This window comes from Klebsiella sp. RIT-PI-d (assembly GCF_001187865.1).
GTDB lineage: Bacteria > Pseudomonadota > Gammaproteobacteria > Enterobacterales > Enterobacteriaceae > Superficieibacter.
Genome location: NZ_LGIT01000009.1, coordinates 732,282 through 747,991, shown reverse-complemented (window position 1 = coordinate 747,991; position 15,710 = coordinate 732,282). Strand labels below are relative to the sequence as shown.

Here is a 15,710-nt window from a genome sequence, read left to right as displayed (position 1 = left end):
CAGCCCCTGTTGTAAATCGCTGCGCCAGACTGTATAAATATACAGTGCATTCAACAGGGGGCAATTATGCGTATCGAAGTCACCATCGCCAGAACCACATCCTTACCGCCCGGTGCGGTGGACGCTCTCGCGGGCGAGCTGTCCCGGCGGGTTCTCATTCATTTCCCTGATTGTGACGGTAACGTCAGCGTACGTTATGCTGCTGCCAATAACCTCAGCGTGTTTGGTGGTCTTAAAGAAGACAAAGATCGCATCCGTGAAATTCTCCAGGAGACCTGGGAAAGCGCTGACGACTGGTTCACTACCGATTAATTTTTGCTCCCTCATTGTGCATGTTTGCCGGGTCGCCCCGGCTTTTTTTATTTTTTTGCCGCTGCTTTTTTTAGTCAGTTTCTTATTGATTCCCGGAGTTGCTAAAAATTAAAGAATAAGCCCGCGCTTAATTGTTCAAAAAAAACACGGTAAGTAAAAAACATCCTGCGCTAAACCTATTTTCTGCACTCTTTTATCTTTTTATTGATATACTTAAGTTGCTTCAAACAAAACGCATTGAACCCAGGAGCTATCGTCTTTTAACGCATACAAAGGGGTCATGATGGAAAAGAATAATGAAGTCATCCAGACCCATCCTCTTGTCGGATGGGACATCAGCACCGTAGACAGCTACGATGCGCTGATGCTGCGTTTACATTACCAGACCCCCAACCAGCCTGAAACAGAGGATGCCGAAATCGGTCAGACACTGTGGCTGACGACAGACGTTGCACGCCAGTTTATTTCTATTCTGGAAGCAGGCATTGCTAAAATTGAATCCGGCGAATATCAAATTAATGAGTATCGCAGGCATTAACACAATGCAAATTTAATGCTTTATGTTCAGTTCAAAGGCACCCGCTGGGTGCCTTTCTTATTTGCGCCGCATCATAAAATACGTATGCTACTGGTTGTTAATTAATATTATTTTGTGGGAGCGCCATGCAATACGATCTGATCATTATTGGCAGTGGATCCGTTGGAGCCGCCGCGGGCTATTATGCGTCGCGTGCCGGGCTAAAGGTCTTAATGACCGATGCCCATCTGCCTCCCCATACTGAAGGCAGCCATCATGGCGATACGCGTTTAATGCGTCATGCTTACGGAGAGGGTGAAAAATACGTGCCGCTGGTCCTGCGGGCGCAAGCACTATGGGATACATTTGCCGCTGAAAGCGGTGAGGCGGTTTTTGAGCGAACCGGCGTGGTTAATCTGGGTCCGGCAAACTCACCCTTCCTGGCAAACGTTGCGGCCAGCGCACAACAGTGGCAGCTGGCGACAGAACATCTTGATGCTCAGGCGATAATGGCACGCTGGCCAGAAATCCGCGTCCCGGAAAACTATATCGGCATTTTTGAAGCAAATTCTGGCGTATTACGCAGCGAGCTGGCCATTAAAACATGGATTAATCTGGCCCGCGAGGCGGGATGCGCGCAACTGTTTAATTGCCCGGTCACTGCCCTTCACCATCATGATTCTGGTATCACCATTGATACCGCTGATGGCCAGTATCATGCCCGCAAAGTCCTGATCAGCGCCGGAACGTGGGTGACAAAACTGCTGCCCTCGCTGCCGCTGCAGCCGGTACGCAAAATTTTTGCCTGGCATCAGGCTGACGGTCGTTACAGTACTAAAAATCATTTTCCTGCCTTCACCGGCGAGCTGGCTAACGGCGATCAGTTTTATGGTTTCCCGGCAGAAGATAACGAACTCAAAATCGGCAAACATAACGGCGGGCAGATTATTCATGCGCCAGAGGAGCGTCATGCATTCGGCGCGGTTGCCAGCGACGGTTCGGAATCATTCTCATTTTTGCGCCAAATCCTTCCCGGCATCGGCGGCTGCCTTTACGGCGCAGCCTGCACCTACGATAACTCTACGGATGAGGATTTTATTATCGATACGCTGCCGGGTCATCCTGAGACATTACTGATCACCGGATTGAGCGGCCACGGTTTTAAATTTGCCCCGGCGCTGGGTGAAATCGCCGTGCAATTTGCGCAGGATGAACGCAGTCAATTTGACTTAAGCCCATTTTCACTTGCGCGCTTTCAGGCTTAATCCCGATGTTGCGGTTCGTCCGACCGCAACTTATTTTCTGGTCATGTTCATTCCATTTTGCTGCTATTTAATTAGCAGGCTCAGTGTTGGCCGCGCTTTATTCAGCATTACGACTAATGCTGACAAAAACTGACATTTTCTGAAAAAAGTTAAAAAATGCGCGTAAAATTTTGAATAATGGCCTTCACGGCTGAGCCTTCTCAACAGGCGTTTTTGGTTTAAAAAAACGAATACCCTGAATAAAAAACTGATTTTAATTCATAATAATTGATTAAGTTAAAATAGTTATAAAATTATGCTAATTTGATGTTGCAATATACAAGTCAGCCCATCATTGTAAGCACACTTAATTCGTTACGAGATGCCAGGTATGAACCTGCGAAATAGTTCTTATCGCTATGGATTTGTTTCAATTGCGCTGCACTGGCTGGTGGCCATTGCCGTCTATGGCATGTTTGCCCTGGGTCTGTGGATGGTCACACTCAGCTATTACGACGGCTGGTATCATAAAGCGCCTGAGCTGCATAAAAGTATTGGCATTATGCTGATGCTCACGCTGGTTGTTCGCCTGATCTGGCGCACGGTTTCACCCGCCCCTGCCCCACTGAGGCATTACTCAAGACTTACCCGCATCAGCGCGGTGCTGGCACATATCGCGCTATACCTGCTGCTGTTTGCCATCATCATCAGTGGTTATCTTATTTCTACCGCTGACGGTCAGCCAATCAGCGTATTCGGCCTCTTTGACGTGCCTGCGACGCTGACCGATGCTGGTGTCCAGGCCGATCTGGCGGGTACGCTGCATTTGTGGCTGGCCTGGAGCGTAGTCGTGCTCTCAGCACTCCATGCGCTTGCCGCATGTAAACATCATTTCATCGATAAAGACGATACCCTGCGCCGTATGCTGGGAACATCGTCACCTGACTCTGGAGCGTAATATGAAAAAAAGCCTGCAAGGATTGTTTCTCAGCACTCTGCTGCTGACCGCCGGTTCTGCCATCGCCGCCGATTATAAGATTGATAAAGAAGGACAGCACGCCTTCGTCAATTTCCGTATTCAGCACCTTGGCTATAGCTGGCTGTACGGCACATTCCGCGATTTTGACGGCACCTTTACCTTTGACGAAAAAAATCCGGCGGCGGATAAAGTGAACGTCACACTGAATACTAACAGTGTGGATACCAATCATGCCGAGCGCGATAAGCATCTTCGCAGCGCCGATTTTCTGAATGTGGCTAAATTCCCGCAGGCCACCTTTACGTCTACCGCAGTTAAAGCCAACGGCGACGCGCTGGATGTGACCGGTAATTTAACCCTGAACGGCGTAACAAAACCGGTCACCCTGAAAGCGAAAATGATCGGCCAGGGTGACGATCCGTGGGGCGGTAAGCGTGCGGGTTTCGAAGCAGCAGGGAAAATCAGCCTGAAAGAATTTAATATCAAAACCGACCTTGGTCCGGCCTCGCAGGATGTGGAGCTGATTATTTCGGTTGAAGGCGTACAGCAGAAGTAATATTTAGCCCGGCACGTTAACTGCCGGGCTGATTGCTCTACTCGGGATCGGGAATACCGAGTTGGGTATTCAGGCGTCCACGAGACTTGTTAAAAATCTTATTGCCATTTTCACGTCCGGCGCGCAGCTGGCGCTGCTCTTCTTCCGGCAATGCACGCTCCGTCTGGCAGGCTTCACTACAACAGCCAGAGTATTTCTCTGCGCAGGTCGGGCACTGGATAAACAGCAAATGGCAGCCGTCATTCAGGCAGTTAGTATGAAGGTCGCATGACGCGCCGCACTGATGGCAGTGCGCAATCACATCATCAGAAATTCGCTCGCCCATCCGCTCGTCGAAGACAAAGTTTTTACCGATAAAGCGCACCGGCAGTCCCTGTTCACGCGCGCGTCGTGCGTACTCGATAATCCCACCTTCAATATGCCAGACCTTGCTAAAACCGTTATGTTTCATCCAGGCGCTGGCTTTCTCGCAGCGAATGCCTCCGGTGCAGTACATCACAATTTTTTTATCTTTGTGCTGCTGCATCATTTCAACGGCTTTGGGCAACTGCTCGCGAAACGTGTCGGCAGGAATTTCCAGCGCATTCTCAAAATGCCCCACTTCATATTCATAGTGGTTGCGCATATCAATAAATAACGCGTCCGGATCGTCAAGCATCGCATTCACATCGGCCGCTTTAAGATAATCGCCAACATCGCTGGCATCAAAACTGGCATCGTCGATACCGTCAGCCACGATACGCTCGCGCACTTTCATGCGCAGTACCCAGAATGATTTACCATCATCGTCGAGCGCAATATTCAGACGCAGCCCCTGAAGCGCGGGATCAACGCTGTCCAGCAGCGCCCGTAGCGCATCGGTTTTGCTTTGCGGCACGCTAATTTGGGCATTAATACCTTCATGCGCCAGATAAATCCGGCCAAAGACGTTAAGCGTCGTCAGGGCAGCATACAGCGCGTCCCGGGTGGCTTTCGGATCGGCTATGGTAAAATACTTATAGAATGAGATTGTCGTGCGCGGTTCGGTCTCGGCCAACATCCGCGCTTTGAGTTCCTCATTCGAAATGCGGTTGTGTAACACTGGCATGGTGTACGTCCTGCAAAGTTGAATGAATGGTTTAAACGGGCGGCATCATATAGCAATAACTGCTAATTTACATCCCCACATTTTTAGCTACATTTCTTTCATCTTTAACCCTTACTATATATAACCGCTGCTTAAGTACTCACTTCGTCGCACAGCATGTTGGCAACAGAGAAAAAAATGCGACAATACGCACGTTGTAATTTTAATCACAGGAATGACATGACGCATTTACCGAAGTTCAATGTGGGGCTGCTGCATCCGCGATACTGGTTAACCTGGCTGGGCATTGGCATATTGTGGCTGGTCGTTCAACTCCCCTATCCGGTACTTTACCGCCTCGGACATGCTCTTGGTCATCTGGCACAGCGCGTGATGAAAGGCCGGGTCAAAATTGCACGCCGCAACCTTGAACTGTGTTTTCCGGAAATGAGCCAGGCGCAGCGTGATGATATGGTTCATAAGAATTTTGAATCCGTCGGCATGGGCCTGCTGGAAACGGGTATGGCCTGGTTCTGGTCAGATCGTCGCATGGCACGCTGGACGGAAGAGCGCGGAATGGACGCCATAAAAGAGCAAATTGCTCAGGGGCGCGGCATTTTGCTGATCGGCGTCCATTTTCTGACGCTGGAAATGGGCGCGCGCATTTTTGGCATGCATCTTCCGGGGATTGGCGTGTATCGCCCTAACGATAACCCGGTGCTGGACTGGCTACAGACCTGGGGTCGTATGCGTTCAAATAAAGATATGATCGATCGTAAAGACGTGAAAGGCATGATCCGCGCGCTTAAAAACTGCGATGTGCTCTGGTACGCGCCGGATCATGATTATGGTCCGCGTACCAGCGTATTTGTGCCTTTCTTTGCCGTTGAACAGGCAGCTTCAACCTCCGGGACCTGGATGCTGGCGCGGATGTCCAAAGCGTGTATTGCTCCTTTCGTACCCCGCCGCAAGCCCGATGGCAAAGGTTATGAGCTTATCGCGCTTGAGCCTGAGTGCAATCCGCCGCTGGATGATGCAGAAACAACAGCGGCCTGGATGAATAAGATCGTCGAGAAGTGCATTATGATGGCCCCCGAGCAGTATATGTGGCTGCATCGGCGTTTTAAAACGCGTCCGGCCGGAATGCCCTCACGCTATTAATTTAACGGCCACCGTGCCCGGTGATCCTCAGTTACCGGGCCGGTGCTGTGCCCCACGGTCTAATTTTTAGAATCAACGGGCCGGGCAAGATGCGGTTACCCCGGACATCACACATCACCATAGTGAATGGGTTTATTTATTTCCCGCCTCTAAGCTATAAAAGCTATCCCGTTTGCAGCACGGTCTACCCCGGCGCATAATCAATCGTATTATCCTGTTGTTAGCTAAACTACATCCATCATGTACTGCGTTGTGGGAGCCTATGCCCTCTTCAGATATCCCAATAAACTGGAAACGTAATCTTACCGTCACCTGGTTTGGCTGTTTCTTAACGGGTGCGGCATTCAGTCTGGTTATGCCGTTTCTGCCACTGTACGTTGAACAGCTTGGCGTCACCGGTCACAGCGCGCTAAATATGTGGTCAGGCCTGGTCTTTAGCATCACGTTCTTATTTTCAGCCATTGCCTCTCCACTGTGGGGCGGGCTCGCCGACCGTAAGGGCCGTAAAATCATGCTGCTGCGATCCGCACTCGGTATGGCGATCGTAATGCTGCTAATGGGACTGGCGCAGAACATCTGGCAATTATTGATCCTGCGTGCCCTGCTGGGGCTGCTGGGCGGCTTTATACCCAATGCTAATGCGCTGATCGCCACGCAGATCCCGCGCAATAAAAGCGGCTGGGCGCTGGGTACGCTCTCAACAGGTGCGGTAAGCGGCGCGCTACTCGGCCCGCTGGCAGGGGGGCTGCTGGCCGACACTTACGGCCTGCGTCCGGTATTCTTTATGACTGCCAGCGTACTGTTTTTATGCTTCCTTCTGACGCTATTCTTTATTCGCGAACAGTTTATCCCGGTCTCCCGTAAAGAAATGCTTCATGCACGTCAGGTTCTTGGCTCATTAAAGAATCCTCGTCTGGTACTGAGCCTGTTTATTACCACCCTGATTATCCAGGTCGCTACCGGATCAATCGCGCCAATTTTGACGCTTTACGTGCGCGAGCTGGCAGGCAATGTCGGTAACATCGCATTTATAAGCGGTATGATCGCATCGGTGCCGGGCGTCGCCGCACTGATGAGTGCGCCACGCCTGGGCAAACTGGGCGATCGTATCGGCCCGGAGAAAATCTTAATTGCCGCACTGGTTATCTCGGTGCTGCTGCTGATCCCCATGTCATTTGTGCAGACACCGCTGCAGTTAGCTATTCTGCGCTTTCTGCTGGGTGCCGCAGACGGTGCGTTATTACCTGCGGTACAAACGCTGCTGGTCTATAACTCAACTAACCAAATTGCCGGGCGTATTTTTAGTTATAATCAGTCCTTCCGTGATATTGGCAACGTAACCGGTCCGCTTATTGGCGCGGCTGTCTCTGCCAGCTATGGTTTTCGTGCCGTGTTCCTGGTAACCGCCTGCGTCGTACTGTTTAACGTCTTTTACTCGACGCTGACCCTTCGCCGCCGACGCGCTAAATCGCGACCGGAACAACCGCTTGATTAACCAGATTTTCCCCGGCAGCGGACACAGGGTAAATGATTTTTTAGCGTTGAACCTTGCACTGGCAAATATTCAGCTATCCTTTCCCTGAACAACACGTCGAACTCCAGGGAGAAACCAATGACTATGTATGCCACGCTCGAAGAAGCCATTGATGCGGCGCGCGAAGAATTTCTTGCCAATACTCCGGGTATTGAAGAGGAAGAGGCCAATATTCAGCAACTCAGTATTCAGAAATATGTGTTACAGGATGGCGACATCATGTGGCAAGCCGAGTTTTTTGCTGAGGAAGGCGAAACCGGTGAGGGGCTGCCCGTGCTGAGTGGTGAAGCGGCGCAAAGCGTATTTGATGACGACTACGACGAAATCGAACTGCGTCAGGAGTGGCTGGAAGAAAATACTCTTCATGAGTGGGATGACGGCGAATTTCAGCTCTCTCCTCCGCTTGATACCGAAGAAGGCCACGCGGCGGCTGACGAATGGGATATCCGTGATTAACGCATAACGCAATCCATCCTCACGGGCGGTTACTCATACGGCCCGTGACTCGCATCCAGCGGTAATAACAGCGTATCAAAAATCAGCGAAAACGGCAGATCCAGCACCGTTAGCCAGCGCCAGCTGGAGTCGCGCACATCCCACTGCACCCCAGGATAATATTGATTGCCATGACCCTGTCCGGGAACGGCTCGGCTGATAATACTTCCGCAGCCGCAGAGCATGACTGCCATCGCTATGATCAATACTAATCGCATGTACTCTCCAGCCTCAGGCTAAAAAAATACCGGCCCTGAGGCCGGTATTTGTGTTTAATCAGGATGATTCGTTTTCAGGGCCAGCGGGTTTAACGCCAGTTGCTGATAGTAATTCACCCAGGAAGAGTACCGTTCAGGCGCGCTCCACACGCGGTAATGGAGACGCGAAAGCGTAACCGGATCGCTCAACAGCACCAGACGACGGTCGCGATTAAGTTTTTCCGGCGTGTCGTTTAATGCCTGCTCAACATGGCGGGCGCGGGCTATCTCAAGGATATTCCCTTTTCCGTGGCGACCCGTAGCCATCGCGGTTGCCAGCGCGTTGAAGGACGGATTAAACACGGCATGCATAAAGCCGTTTTTTAACGAACGCTGAATGTTAAGTTCGAGGAAGCGATCGGTATCAACCAGCACCTGCGGCGGTGAATACTCTTCCGGGATCAGGAACAGTTTCCAGCGTTTGGTGCGCAGTCCGACGGTCGACCGGCTGGAAATAACCGATACGAATGGCGAGAGGATCAGCGAGAACACAATCGGTGCCAGCCAGAACAGGAAGCGCAGATCCAGCCACGCCATACCGACTGCCCACACCAGCCCTAACAACATTTGCGAGCCGTGGCGCTTAAAGGCTTCGATCCAGGAAGTGGAGTCATCATCACGCTGCGGTGAGTTCCACACCACTTCCCAGCCGAGGAACGCGCTCACCACGAATACCGTATGGAACAACATACGCACCGGTGCCAGCAGGACCGAAAACAAAACTTCCAGCAGCAAGGAGAGCGTGACGCGCATAAAGCCGCCGTACTCTTTAGGTCCTTTGCACCACACCAGAATGATACTGAGCAGTTTTGGCAGGAACAGCAGCACCATGGTGGAGGCAAACAGGGCAATAGCCAGTTCCGGACGCCACTGCGGCCATACCGGAAACAGCTGACGCGGCTGGAGGAAATATTGCGGTTCCGTCAGCGCATGAACGACCTGCAGAGCCGTCGACAGCGCCAGGAACATAAACCACAGCGGCGCAGAGAGATAGGACATCACGCCGGTTAAAAACACCGCGCGGTGAACCGGGTGCATGCCTTTCACCAGGAACAGGCGGAAGTTCATCAGATTACCGTGGCACCAGCGGCGATCGCGCTTCAGCTCATCAAGCAGGTTAGGCGGCAACTCTTCATATGAACCGGGCAGATCGTAGGCAATCCACACGCCCCATCCGGCACGACGCATTAGCGCTGCTTCTACAAAATCGTGCGACAGAATTGAACCGGCAAAGGAACCTTCACCCGGTAACGGTGCCAGCGCACAGTGCTCAATAAAGGGTTTTACGCGAATAATCGCATTATGTCCCCAGTAGTGCGACTCGCCCAGCTGCCAGAAGTGCAGACCGGCCGTAAACAGTGGACCGTAAACGCGGGTCGCAAACTGCTGACAGCGCGCGTAGAGCGTATCCATGCCGGACGCTTTCGGTGACGACTGAATGATACCCGCATTAGGATTTGCTTCCATCAGGCGCACAAGCCCCGTCAGGCACTCACCCGTCATCACCGAGTCGGCATCCAGTACCACCATATAGCTGTACTGACTTCCCCAGCGACGACAGAAGTCATCGATGTTGCCGCTTTTGCGTTTTACGCGGCGGCGGCGGCGGCGGTAGAAAATCTGCCCTTCGCCCTGCACTTCCGCAATAAGCTCCATCCAGGCTTTCTGCTCGGAAACGCAGATATCCGGATCGTAGCTATCGCTAAGGATATAGACATCGAAGTGCTGCTGCTGGCCTGTGGCTTTCACCGACTCCCAGGTGGCTCGCAAACCGGCAAATACGCGGTCCACATCCTCATTACAGATGGGCATGATAAGCGCGGTACGGTGCGCCGGGTCCAGTGGTTCATCGCCGGTGGTAGAGGCAGAAATACTGTATCTGTCCTTACCGATGAGCAGCTGCAAAAAGCCCATCAGCGCGGTCCAGAACCCCGCAGAAACCCAGCAGAACAACACGGCAAAGAGGATTAAGATCCCGGTTTGCAGGATGTAAGGCAGAAGCTGCATGAATGACACCAGCAGATCCTGTCCCATCATGTCACCGGGATTAATCAGCGCCCAACCCTGATAAGGAAGAATGGTCTTCATATACCAGGTGGCGACAACCGTCTGCGCCAGGGTTAATAACAGCAGGATATAACGGCGAATGGTGCCCATTATACGCCACTGTTGCTCGCTCACCTGCTGCTCTTTGGTCAATCGGGAAAGATAGCGCGGCTGCTGTTCGCGACCCCGCAGGCGATCCCAGAAGCGCCCGACCGGGTTGGTACGCCACGGATCGGGAAACATTGAGGAACGCTTCGCTTTCGGCATCGCGTGAAGCTGCGTACGTCCCAGATCGTCTTTTATCAGCTGATCTTTGCCTGAAGAGTCCGGCCAGCTATGTTCAAGACGTGACTTCACCGAACCCAGCGGAGAGTCATCTTCATGTTCGAAGCGCTGATGCTCAGCATCAAGCGCCTCATGCACCCCGCGGATATCCGTATCGGCTGGAATTGCCGCTTTTTCAGCATCCGTGAGCGGCAAAGCGTCGATATACTTCGTTGTATTATTCATTGGCAGGTAACTGATAGCTCCAGGTTTCACTCAGCGTCTGGTCAGCGTTAACCAGCGCGGCGCGCATCTCAGTGGTCTGCTTCGGATCTTTGATCTTCGTACGCAGCGTCAGACGCCAGCCTTTGGTGACTGGATTATAGCGCACCGTGTTTTCAACGATTTCGCCGTTATCGCCGATGCTGACTTGTGCGGTGACAGGCGTCGTTTCCGGCAGTTTCTTCATCTCTTCGCCCGCGAAGTCAATGATGAGAGCCAGCGTGCCATCAGGCTGACGAATAAGATTGGATTGCTTCACATCACCCGCCGAGCGGCGTGTTTGGGTGACGTAGGCGTTATCCGCTGCGTGCAGCTTGTCTTCATCGCGACTGAAGGTAATGGCGTAATTAAAGTTCATCTCTTTACCGGCATCAGGCAGCTGATCCGGCGTCCAGTACGCCACGATATTATCGTTGGTTTCATCATTGGTTGGGATTTCTACCAGCTCAACCTTTCCTTTGCCCCAATCGCCTTTCGGCGTGATCCAGGCGCTCGGGCGCAGATCGTAACGATCGTCAAGGTCTTCATAGCGGTTAAACTGACGGCCGCGCTGCAACAAACCAAAGCCCTGAGGATTTTCCATCGCGTAGCTGCTTACCCCTAAATGTTTCGGGTTATTCAGCGGACGCCAGATCCATTCACCATTACCGGCATGGATCGACAGGCCATTTGAATCATGCAGCTCAGGACGGAAGTTGGTGGAGGAGGAAGGTTGATTCGGTCCAAACAGGAACATACTGGTCAGCGGAGCCACGCCCAGTTTACCGACTTTATCGCGCAGATAGACTTTTGACTGGACATCAACCACCGTGTCGCGACCCGGTATGATAGTGAAGCGGTAAGCCCCGGTTGCACGCGGGGAATCAAGCAGCGCGTAAATATTCAGCCGTTTATCCGTTGGTTTCGGTCGCTCAATCCAGAACTCGCGAAAATGCGGGAACTCTTCGCCGGATGGCAGCGCGGTATCAATTGCCAGACCGCGTGCGGAGAGACCATATACCTGCCCCTGACCCAATACGCGGAAGTAGCTCGCGCCAAGCATACTTACAATTTCGTCGTTCTTATCTTTACTGTTAACCGGGTAAAGCACTTTGAAACCCGCAAAGCCGAGGTCTTTTACCGTGTCTTTGTCATGCTGGACATTGCCAAAATTGAAGTAGTCCGGGCTGTATTTAATTTTACGCACGGCATTGGACGTGACTTCATTAATCTTGACTGGCGTATCGAAGTACATCCCCTGATGATAAAATTCGAGCTTGAATGGAGTCTTGATGTTGCTCCAGTAAGCCTTGTCGTGGTTGAATTGAATCTGCTGATAATCCGCATATTTCATGTCGCGGAAGACGGAGGGCAGATTGCTTTTAGGTGCATCGTAGCCTTTACCAGCCAGAGACTGAGCCTGCTTCGCTACATCATCAATGGAGAACGCCCATGCAGATGAGGAGCACAGGGACAACGTTATGGCTACGCCTAACCAGCGCATTTTCATCATCTGTAATTTATTTTTCATAGTAAGTAAGCACTTCCCCCTTTGTGTGCTTAAATCGATCCGATCCATTTTAATGGAAACTCTGGCAATCCGACAACATAATCCCCAATTTGTTCAGCTTGCAGCTTAGGGTATAAGCAACCTTCAGCCGCATTTTGCACTTTACGTGCTTATCCTGGAGACAGCTCTTCCGTCCTGGTGTAGGGTTGCAGCGGATGTTAACATTATCGCGTCTGGTGATAAGACGAAAAGTCTGAGAATGCAAACAATTATATGAGCAAATTACCCGCACAACGTGAATATTTCCTCGACTCCATTCGCGCATGGTTGATGCTTTTGGGGATCCCCTTTCATATTTCGTTGATCTATTCCAGCCACAGCTGGCATGTAAATAGTGCCGAACCATCGTGGTGGCTGACGCTGTTTAACGATTTTATTCATGCTTTTCGGATGCAGGTTTTCTTCGTTATTTCCGGCTATTTTTCATACATGCTTTTTTTGCGTTATCCCCTCAAAAAATGGTGGAAAGTCCGCGTTGAGCGCGTCGGTATTCCGATGCTTACGGCAATACCATTATTAACGCTACCGCAGTTTATAATGCTGCAATATGTAAAAGGCAAAACCGAAACGTGGCACACGCTTTCATTATATGAAAAATATAATACCCTGGTGTGGGAACTGACTTCGCACCTGTGGTTTTTATTGGTCCTGACCATTCTGACCACCTTAGGGCTATGGCTATTTAGCGTGCTTCGGCGGCGACAGGCACGGCAGCAGGGTACATTGCTTGCCAATATTACCCTCGGCAAACTCACGATTGCCTTTCTGATCCTTGGCATTATTTACGCCGCGCTGCGTCGTGTACTTCTGATTGTCTGTTCGCCGGTGCTTAGCGATGGGCTGTTTAACTTTGTCGTCATGCAGACGTTATTTTATACCCCATTTTTTGTCCTCGGTGCGCTGGCCTTTATTAATCCCCGCCTGAAAGAGCTTTTCACCACCCCGTCTCGCGGGTGCATGTTCGGCGCGATTGTCGGATTTGTCGCCTATCTGCTGAATCAACGCTACGGCAGCCCGGACGCGTGGATGTATGAAACCGAATCGGTTGTCACCATGGTATTTGGCCTGTGGATGGTCAACGTCGTGTTTTCTTTTGGGCATCGACTGCTTAATTTCCAGTCGGCGCGAGTCACTTATTTCGTTAATGCCTCGCTATTTATCTACCTGGTTCATCACCCGTTAACGCTATTGTTTGGCGCTTATATCACGCCGCAGATTAGCTCTAATACGCTGGGATTTTTTACCGGGCTGATTTTCGTTGTCGGTTCAGCACTAATCCTGTATGAAATTCATCTGCGCATTCCACTGCTGCGCTTTCTTTTTTCAGGCAAACCGCAACCCACGAAAGATAAACCGCCGGTGGCCGTTTAATAATAAATAGCCCCCTGGTATGGGGGGCTACTTATAATAACCATTCGACCGGCAGGCGATAAACCAGTCTGACCAGTACACGCTGCCAGAAACGTGAATCAGGCTCTTTTTTCAGTACAACTGTTTTACCGTCCTGTTCTTCAATCCAGTTAACTCTTCCCCAGCGATCCAGTTTTAATTGCCAGGCCGCGTGACGCTGGCTCTTAAGAAAATTATGGTGAATTTTTTGCGCCAGCGGTTCGCTGTCAATCACAAAGCCCATTTCGGTATTGAGCATCGCCGAGCGTGGATCGAAATTAAATGAGCCAATAAAAACCTTGCTGTTATCCACGCTGAACGTTTTCGCGTGCAGGCTGGAACCTGAGTTTCCGGTCAGACCGCTATCATGCAGGCCCGGCGCAGGCTTTGACGTCGGCTTGAGCTCAAAAAGCTCTACCCCATGGCGCAGCAGTTTTTTACGCCAGCGGGCATACCCGGCATGCACCACTGCCACATCATTTGCCGCCAGCGAATTGGTCAGGATCGCGACTTTGACGCCACGGCGGACCATTTGCAGGATCATCGCCACGCCTGCCCGTCCCGGCACAAAATAAGAAGAGATAATATCGATCTGTTTTTCCGGCGCACCCATGACATTCATCAGGCGCTGCGGCAGCAGCGTACGCTTGCGGGCTTTCCCCTGCCCCTTACGAGGATCGTCGCTAAGTAAGCGGGTATACGCCCACAGCAAAGGAAGCGTACCCTCTTCCAGTCGTGAAACAAATAAGGTAGTTTTCAGCTTGTGTAGATATTGCTGCGCGTATTTATCATTAAGCCATTCATCAGGGATAGTGACACGACGGTTAATATCTTCTTCAGAAATATCGAGCACTTGCTGGAGAGTAGATACGGACTTACATTCCCAGTAACGCTGAAAATCGTCTGCGACGTCCTGTACCACATGACCCAGCGCCATAACATCAAGATCGGTAAATAACGGCTCTTTTCCCGCACCAAAATAGGCATCACCAACGTTTCTGCCGCCAATAATGGTCACCTCACCATCGACGGTAAAACTTTTGTTGTGCATCCGGCGATTAAGACGGGCAAAGTCAGTGAGATATCCAAGAATACGCAGCGTGCGAAAAGAGAAGGAATTAAACAGACGAACTTCTATATTGCGGTGAGCATCCAGCAGGCGCAGCGTATCATCCAGCCCCACCGTGTTGTTGTCATCCAGCAAAAGACGGACTTTGACGCCCCGCTCCGCCGCTTCAAGCAGCACGCGAAACATCAGGCGACCGGACATATCGTCTTCCCAGATATAATACTGTACATCCAGGGTACGCTCAGCCATTTGCGCCAGCCGATATCGTGCGGCAAAGGCGTCAAGGCTATCTTCAAGAGGTAAGAGACCGCAAAGGTCGGGATGTGCCGCACGGGCCGGGGCGATTGCTCGCCCCAGACGCGTATTATGCGACTGGCTTGTGTCCCTGCCGGGTGAGTAGTCGCTCATAAAGTTCTGCATTTTCCTCATCATAACAAACGAAGTATATCTGCTCTGGCTGAGGACGCCGGGTTATGTAATCCGAAACGGCATTAAATGCGATTTCTGCGGCTGCCGCTTTCGGGTAGCCATAAATACCCGTACTGATTGCAGGGAAGGCAATGGAGTGGAAATCGTTGTCACGGGCAAGCTGCAAGCTGTTACGATAAGCATCTTCCAGCAGTCGGGCTTCGTTATGCTCTCCCCCACGCCAGACAGGCCCCACCGTATGAATCACGGCTTTTGCCGGGAGATCTCCCGCCAGTGTAATGACAGCATGGCCCGGCGCACATTCACCCTGTTGCTGGCGCACGACCTTGCAGGCGTCCAGTAAAGCGGAACCTGCTGCATGATGAATGGCCCCATCCACGCCGCCGCCGCCCATTAAGCTGCTATTCGCCGCGTTGACGATGACATCTACCTGCATAGTGGTGATATCACCCCGAATAACCTGGATGCGAGATTGCATATTTTTCTCCTGCTGGCATCGGTACCGTTCAGTTTATCTTACTCCGATACAGAGAAGAAGGCGCGCTCTGACAATGTCTCTAA

Annotated in this window: 15 protein-coding genes; 9 read left to right on the top strand and 6 right to left on the bottom strand. The window is 51.5% G+C overall.

Going from position 1 to position 15,710, the window contains the following annotated elements:
- Positions 1-66 precede the first annotated feature (66 nt).
- The 5 genes from dinI (at position 67) to AC791_RS09990 (ending at position 3,608) form a co-directional block, all read left to right on the top strand.
- Positions 67-312, top strand: coding sequence for a DNA damage-inducible protein I (dinI, locus tag AC791_RS10010; RefSeq protein WP_049840303.1), 246 nt, complete (start codon positions 67-69; stop codon positions 310-312).
- Between the two features lie 283 nt (positions 313-595).
- Complete coding sequence (bssS, locus tag AC791_RS10005; RefSeq protein WP_049840302.1) at positions 596-850, top strand: biofilm formation regulator BssS; 255 nt, start codon at positions 596-598, stop codon at positions 848-850.
- A gap of 125 nt (positions 851-975) precedes the next feature.
- Positions 976-2,094: an N-methyl-L-tryptophan oxidase gene (solA, locus tag AC791_RS10000; RefSeq protein ID WP_049840301.1), complete on the top strand. Its 1,119-nt coding sequence runs from the start codon at positions 976-978 to the stop codon at positions 2,092-2,094.
- Between the two features lie 370 nt (positions 2,095-2,464).
- A complete protein-coding gene (locus AC791_RS09995) occupies positions 2,465-3,031 on the top strand; it encodes a cytochrome b (RefSeq protein WP_049840300.1) in 567 nt (188 codons plus the stop codon).
- A gap of 1 nt (position 3,032) precedes the next feature.
- Positions 3,033-3,608 (top strand): YceI family protein, encoded by a 576-nt coding sequence (locus AC791_RS09990; protein WP_049840299.1) that lies wholly within the window; start codon positions 3,033-3,035, stop codon positions 3,606-3,608.
- A gap of 37 nt (positions 3,609-3,645) precedes the next feature.
- On the opposite strand, the gene AC791_RS09985 is transcribed toward AC791_RS09990, so the two are convergent.
- Complete coding sequence (locus tag AC791_RS09985; protein ID WP_049840298.1) at positions 3,646-4,695, bottom strand: rhodanese-related sulfurtransferase; 1,050 nt, start codon at positions 4,693-4,695, stop codon at positions 3,646-3,648.
- Positions 4,696-4,914: 219 nt separating this feature from the next.
- On the opposite strand from AC791_RS09985, the gene AC791_RS09980 reads away from it, so the two are divergent.
- The 3 genes from AC791_RS09980 (at position 4,915) to AC791_RS09970 (ending at position 7,825) form a co-directional block, all read left to right on the top strand.
- Positions 4,915-5,835: a Kdo(2)-lipid IV(A) acyltransferase gene (locus AC791_RS09980; RefSeq protein ID WP_049840297.1), complete on the top strand. Its 921-nt coding sequence runs from the start codon at positions 4,915-4,917 to the stop codon at positions 5,833-5,835.
- A gap of 262 nt (positions 5,836-6,097) precedes the next feature.
- A complete protein-coding gene (mdtG, locus tag AC791_RS09975; protein WP_049840296.1) occupies positions 6,098-7,330 on the top strand; it encodes a multidrug efflux MFS transporter MdtG in 1,233 nt (410 codons plus the stop codon).
- A gap of 117 nt (positions 7,331-7,447) precedes the next feature.
- Entirely contained in the window at positions 7,448-7,825 is a 378-nt protein-coding gene (locus AC791_RS09970) for a MysB family protein (RefSeq protein ID WP_049840295.1), read from the top strand.
- 29 nt (positions 7,826-7,854) lie between these two features.
- Here AC791_RS09970 and AC791_RS09965 read toward each other — a convergent pair whose 3' ends face one another.
- From AC791_RS09965 to mdoG, 3 genes are read right to left on the bottom strand one after another with little or no spacing between them, the layout of a single operon-like run.
- On the bottom strand, positions 7,855-8,082 hold the full coding sequence (locus tag AC791_RS09965) for a YceK/YidQ family lipoprotein (RefSeq protein ID WP_049840294.1): 228 nt from the start codon (positions 8,080-8,082) through the stop codon (positions 7,855-7,857).
- A gap of 54 nt (positions 8,083-8,136) precedes the next feature.
- On the bottom strand, positions 8,137-10,677 hold the full coding sequence (gene mdoH / locus AC791_RS09960) for a glucans biosynthesis glucosyltransferase MdoH (RefSeq protein ID WP_049840293.1): 2,541 nt from the start codon (positions 10,675-10,677) through the stop codon (positions 8,137-8,139).
- Positions 10,670-12,205, bottom strand: a complete 1,536-nt coding sequence (mdoG, locus tag AC791_RS09955; protein ID WP_148677819.1) for a glucans biosynthesis protein MdoG — start codon at positions 12,203-12,205, stop codon at positions 10,670-10,672. The genes mdoH and mdoG overlap by 8 nt, the downstream gene beginning before the upstream one ends.
- Positions 12,206-12,475: 270 nt before the next feature.
- On the opposite strand from mdoG, the gene mdoC reads away from it, so the two are divergent.
- The gene (gene mdoC, locus AC791_RS09950) at positions 12,476-13,633 is read left to right on the top strand and encodes a glucans biosynthesis protein MdoC (protein WP_049840291.1); all 1,158 of its coding nucleotides are present in this window, start codon (positions 12,476-12,478) and stop codon (positions 13,631-13,633) included.
- A 31-nt stretch (positions 13,634-13,664) separates the two neighbouring features.
- Here the strand turns inward: mdoC and AC791_RS09945 are convergent, their stop codons facing one another.
- Positions 13,665-15,152 (bottom strand): phospholipase D family protein, encoded by a 1,488-nt coding sequence (locus AC791_RS09945; RefSeq protein ID WP_049840290.1) that lies wholly within the window; start codon positions 15,150-15,152, stop codon positions 13,665-13,667.
- Positions 15,085-15,627 (bottom strand): O-acetyl-ADP-ribose deacetylase, encoded by a 543-nt coding sequence (ymdB, locus tag AC791_RS09940; RefSeq protein ID WP_049840289.1) that lies wholly within the window; start codon positions 15,625-15,627, stop codon positions 15,085-15,087. The genes AC791_RS09945 and ymdB overlap by 68 nt, the downstream gene beginning before the upstream one ends.
- Positions 15,628-15,710 lie beyond the last annotated feature (83 nt).

Coding starts and splice junctions, on each gene's coding strand:
- dinI (WP_049840303.1), top strand. CDS start 67: ATGCGTATCGAAGTCACCATCGCCAGAACCACATCCTTACCGCCCGGT.
- bssS (WP_049840302.1), top strand. CDS start 596: ATGGAAAAGAATAATGAAGTCATCCAGACCCATCCTCTTGTCGGATGG.
- solA (WP_049840301.1), top strand. CDS start 976: ATGCAATACGATCTGATCATTATTGGCAGTGGATCCGTTGGAGCCGCC.
- AC791_RS09995 (WP_049840300.1), top strand. CDS start 2,465: ATGAACCTGCGAAATAGTTCTTATCGCTATGGATTTGTTTCAATTGCG.
- AC791_RS09990 (WP_049840299.1), top strand. CDS start 3,033: ATGAAAAAAAGCCTGCAAGGATTGTTTCTCAGCACTCTGCTGCTGACC.
- AC791_RS09985 (WP_049840298.1), bottom strand. CDS start 4,695: ATGCCAGTGTTACACAACCGCATTTCGAATGAGGAACTCAAAGCGCGG.
- AC791_RS09980 (WP_049840297.1), top strand. CDS start 4,915: ATGACGCATTTACCGAAGTTCAATGTGGGGCTGCTGCATCCGCGATAC.
- mdtG (WP_049840296.1), top strand. CDS start 6,098: ATGCCCTCTTCAGATATCCCAATAAACTGGAAACGTAATCTTACCGTC.
- AC791_RS09970 (WP_049840295.1), top strand. CDS start 7,448: ATGACTATGTATGCCACGCTCGAAGAAGCCATTGATGCGGCGCGCGAA.
- AC791_RS09965 (WP_049840294.1), bottom strand. CDS start 8,082: ATGCGATTAGTATTGATCATAGCGATGGCAGTCATGCTCTGCGGCTGC.
- mdoH (WP_049840293.1), bottom strand. CDS start 10,677: ATGAATAATACAACGAAGTATATCGACGCTTTGCCGCTCACGGATGCT.
- mdoG (WP_148677819.1), bottom strand. CDS start 12,205: ATGATGAAAATGCGCTGGTTAGGCGTAGCCATAACGTTGTCCCTGTGC.
- mdoC (WP_049840291.1), top strand. CDS start 12,476: ATGAGCAAATTACCCGCACAACGTGAATATTTCCTCGACTCCATTCGC.
- AC791_RS09945 (WP_049840290.1), bottom strand. CDS start 15,152: ATGATGAGGAAAATGCAGAACTTTATGAGCGACTACTCACCCGGCAGG.
- ymdB (WP_049840289.1), bottom strand. CDS start 15,627: ATGCAATCTCGCATCCAGGTTATTCGGGGTGATATCACCACTATGCAG.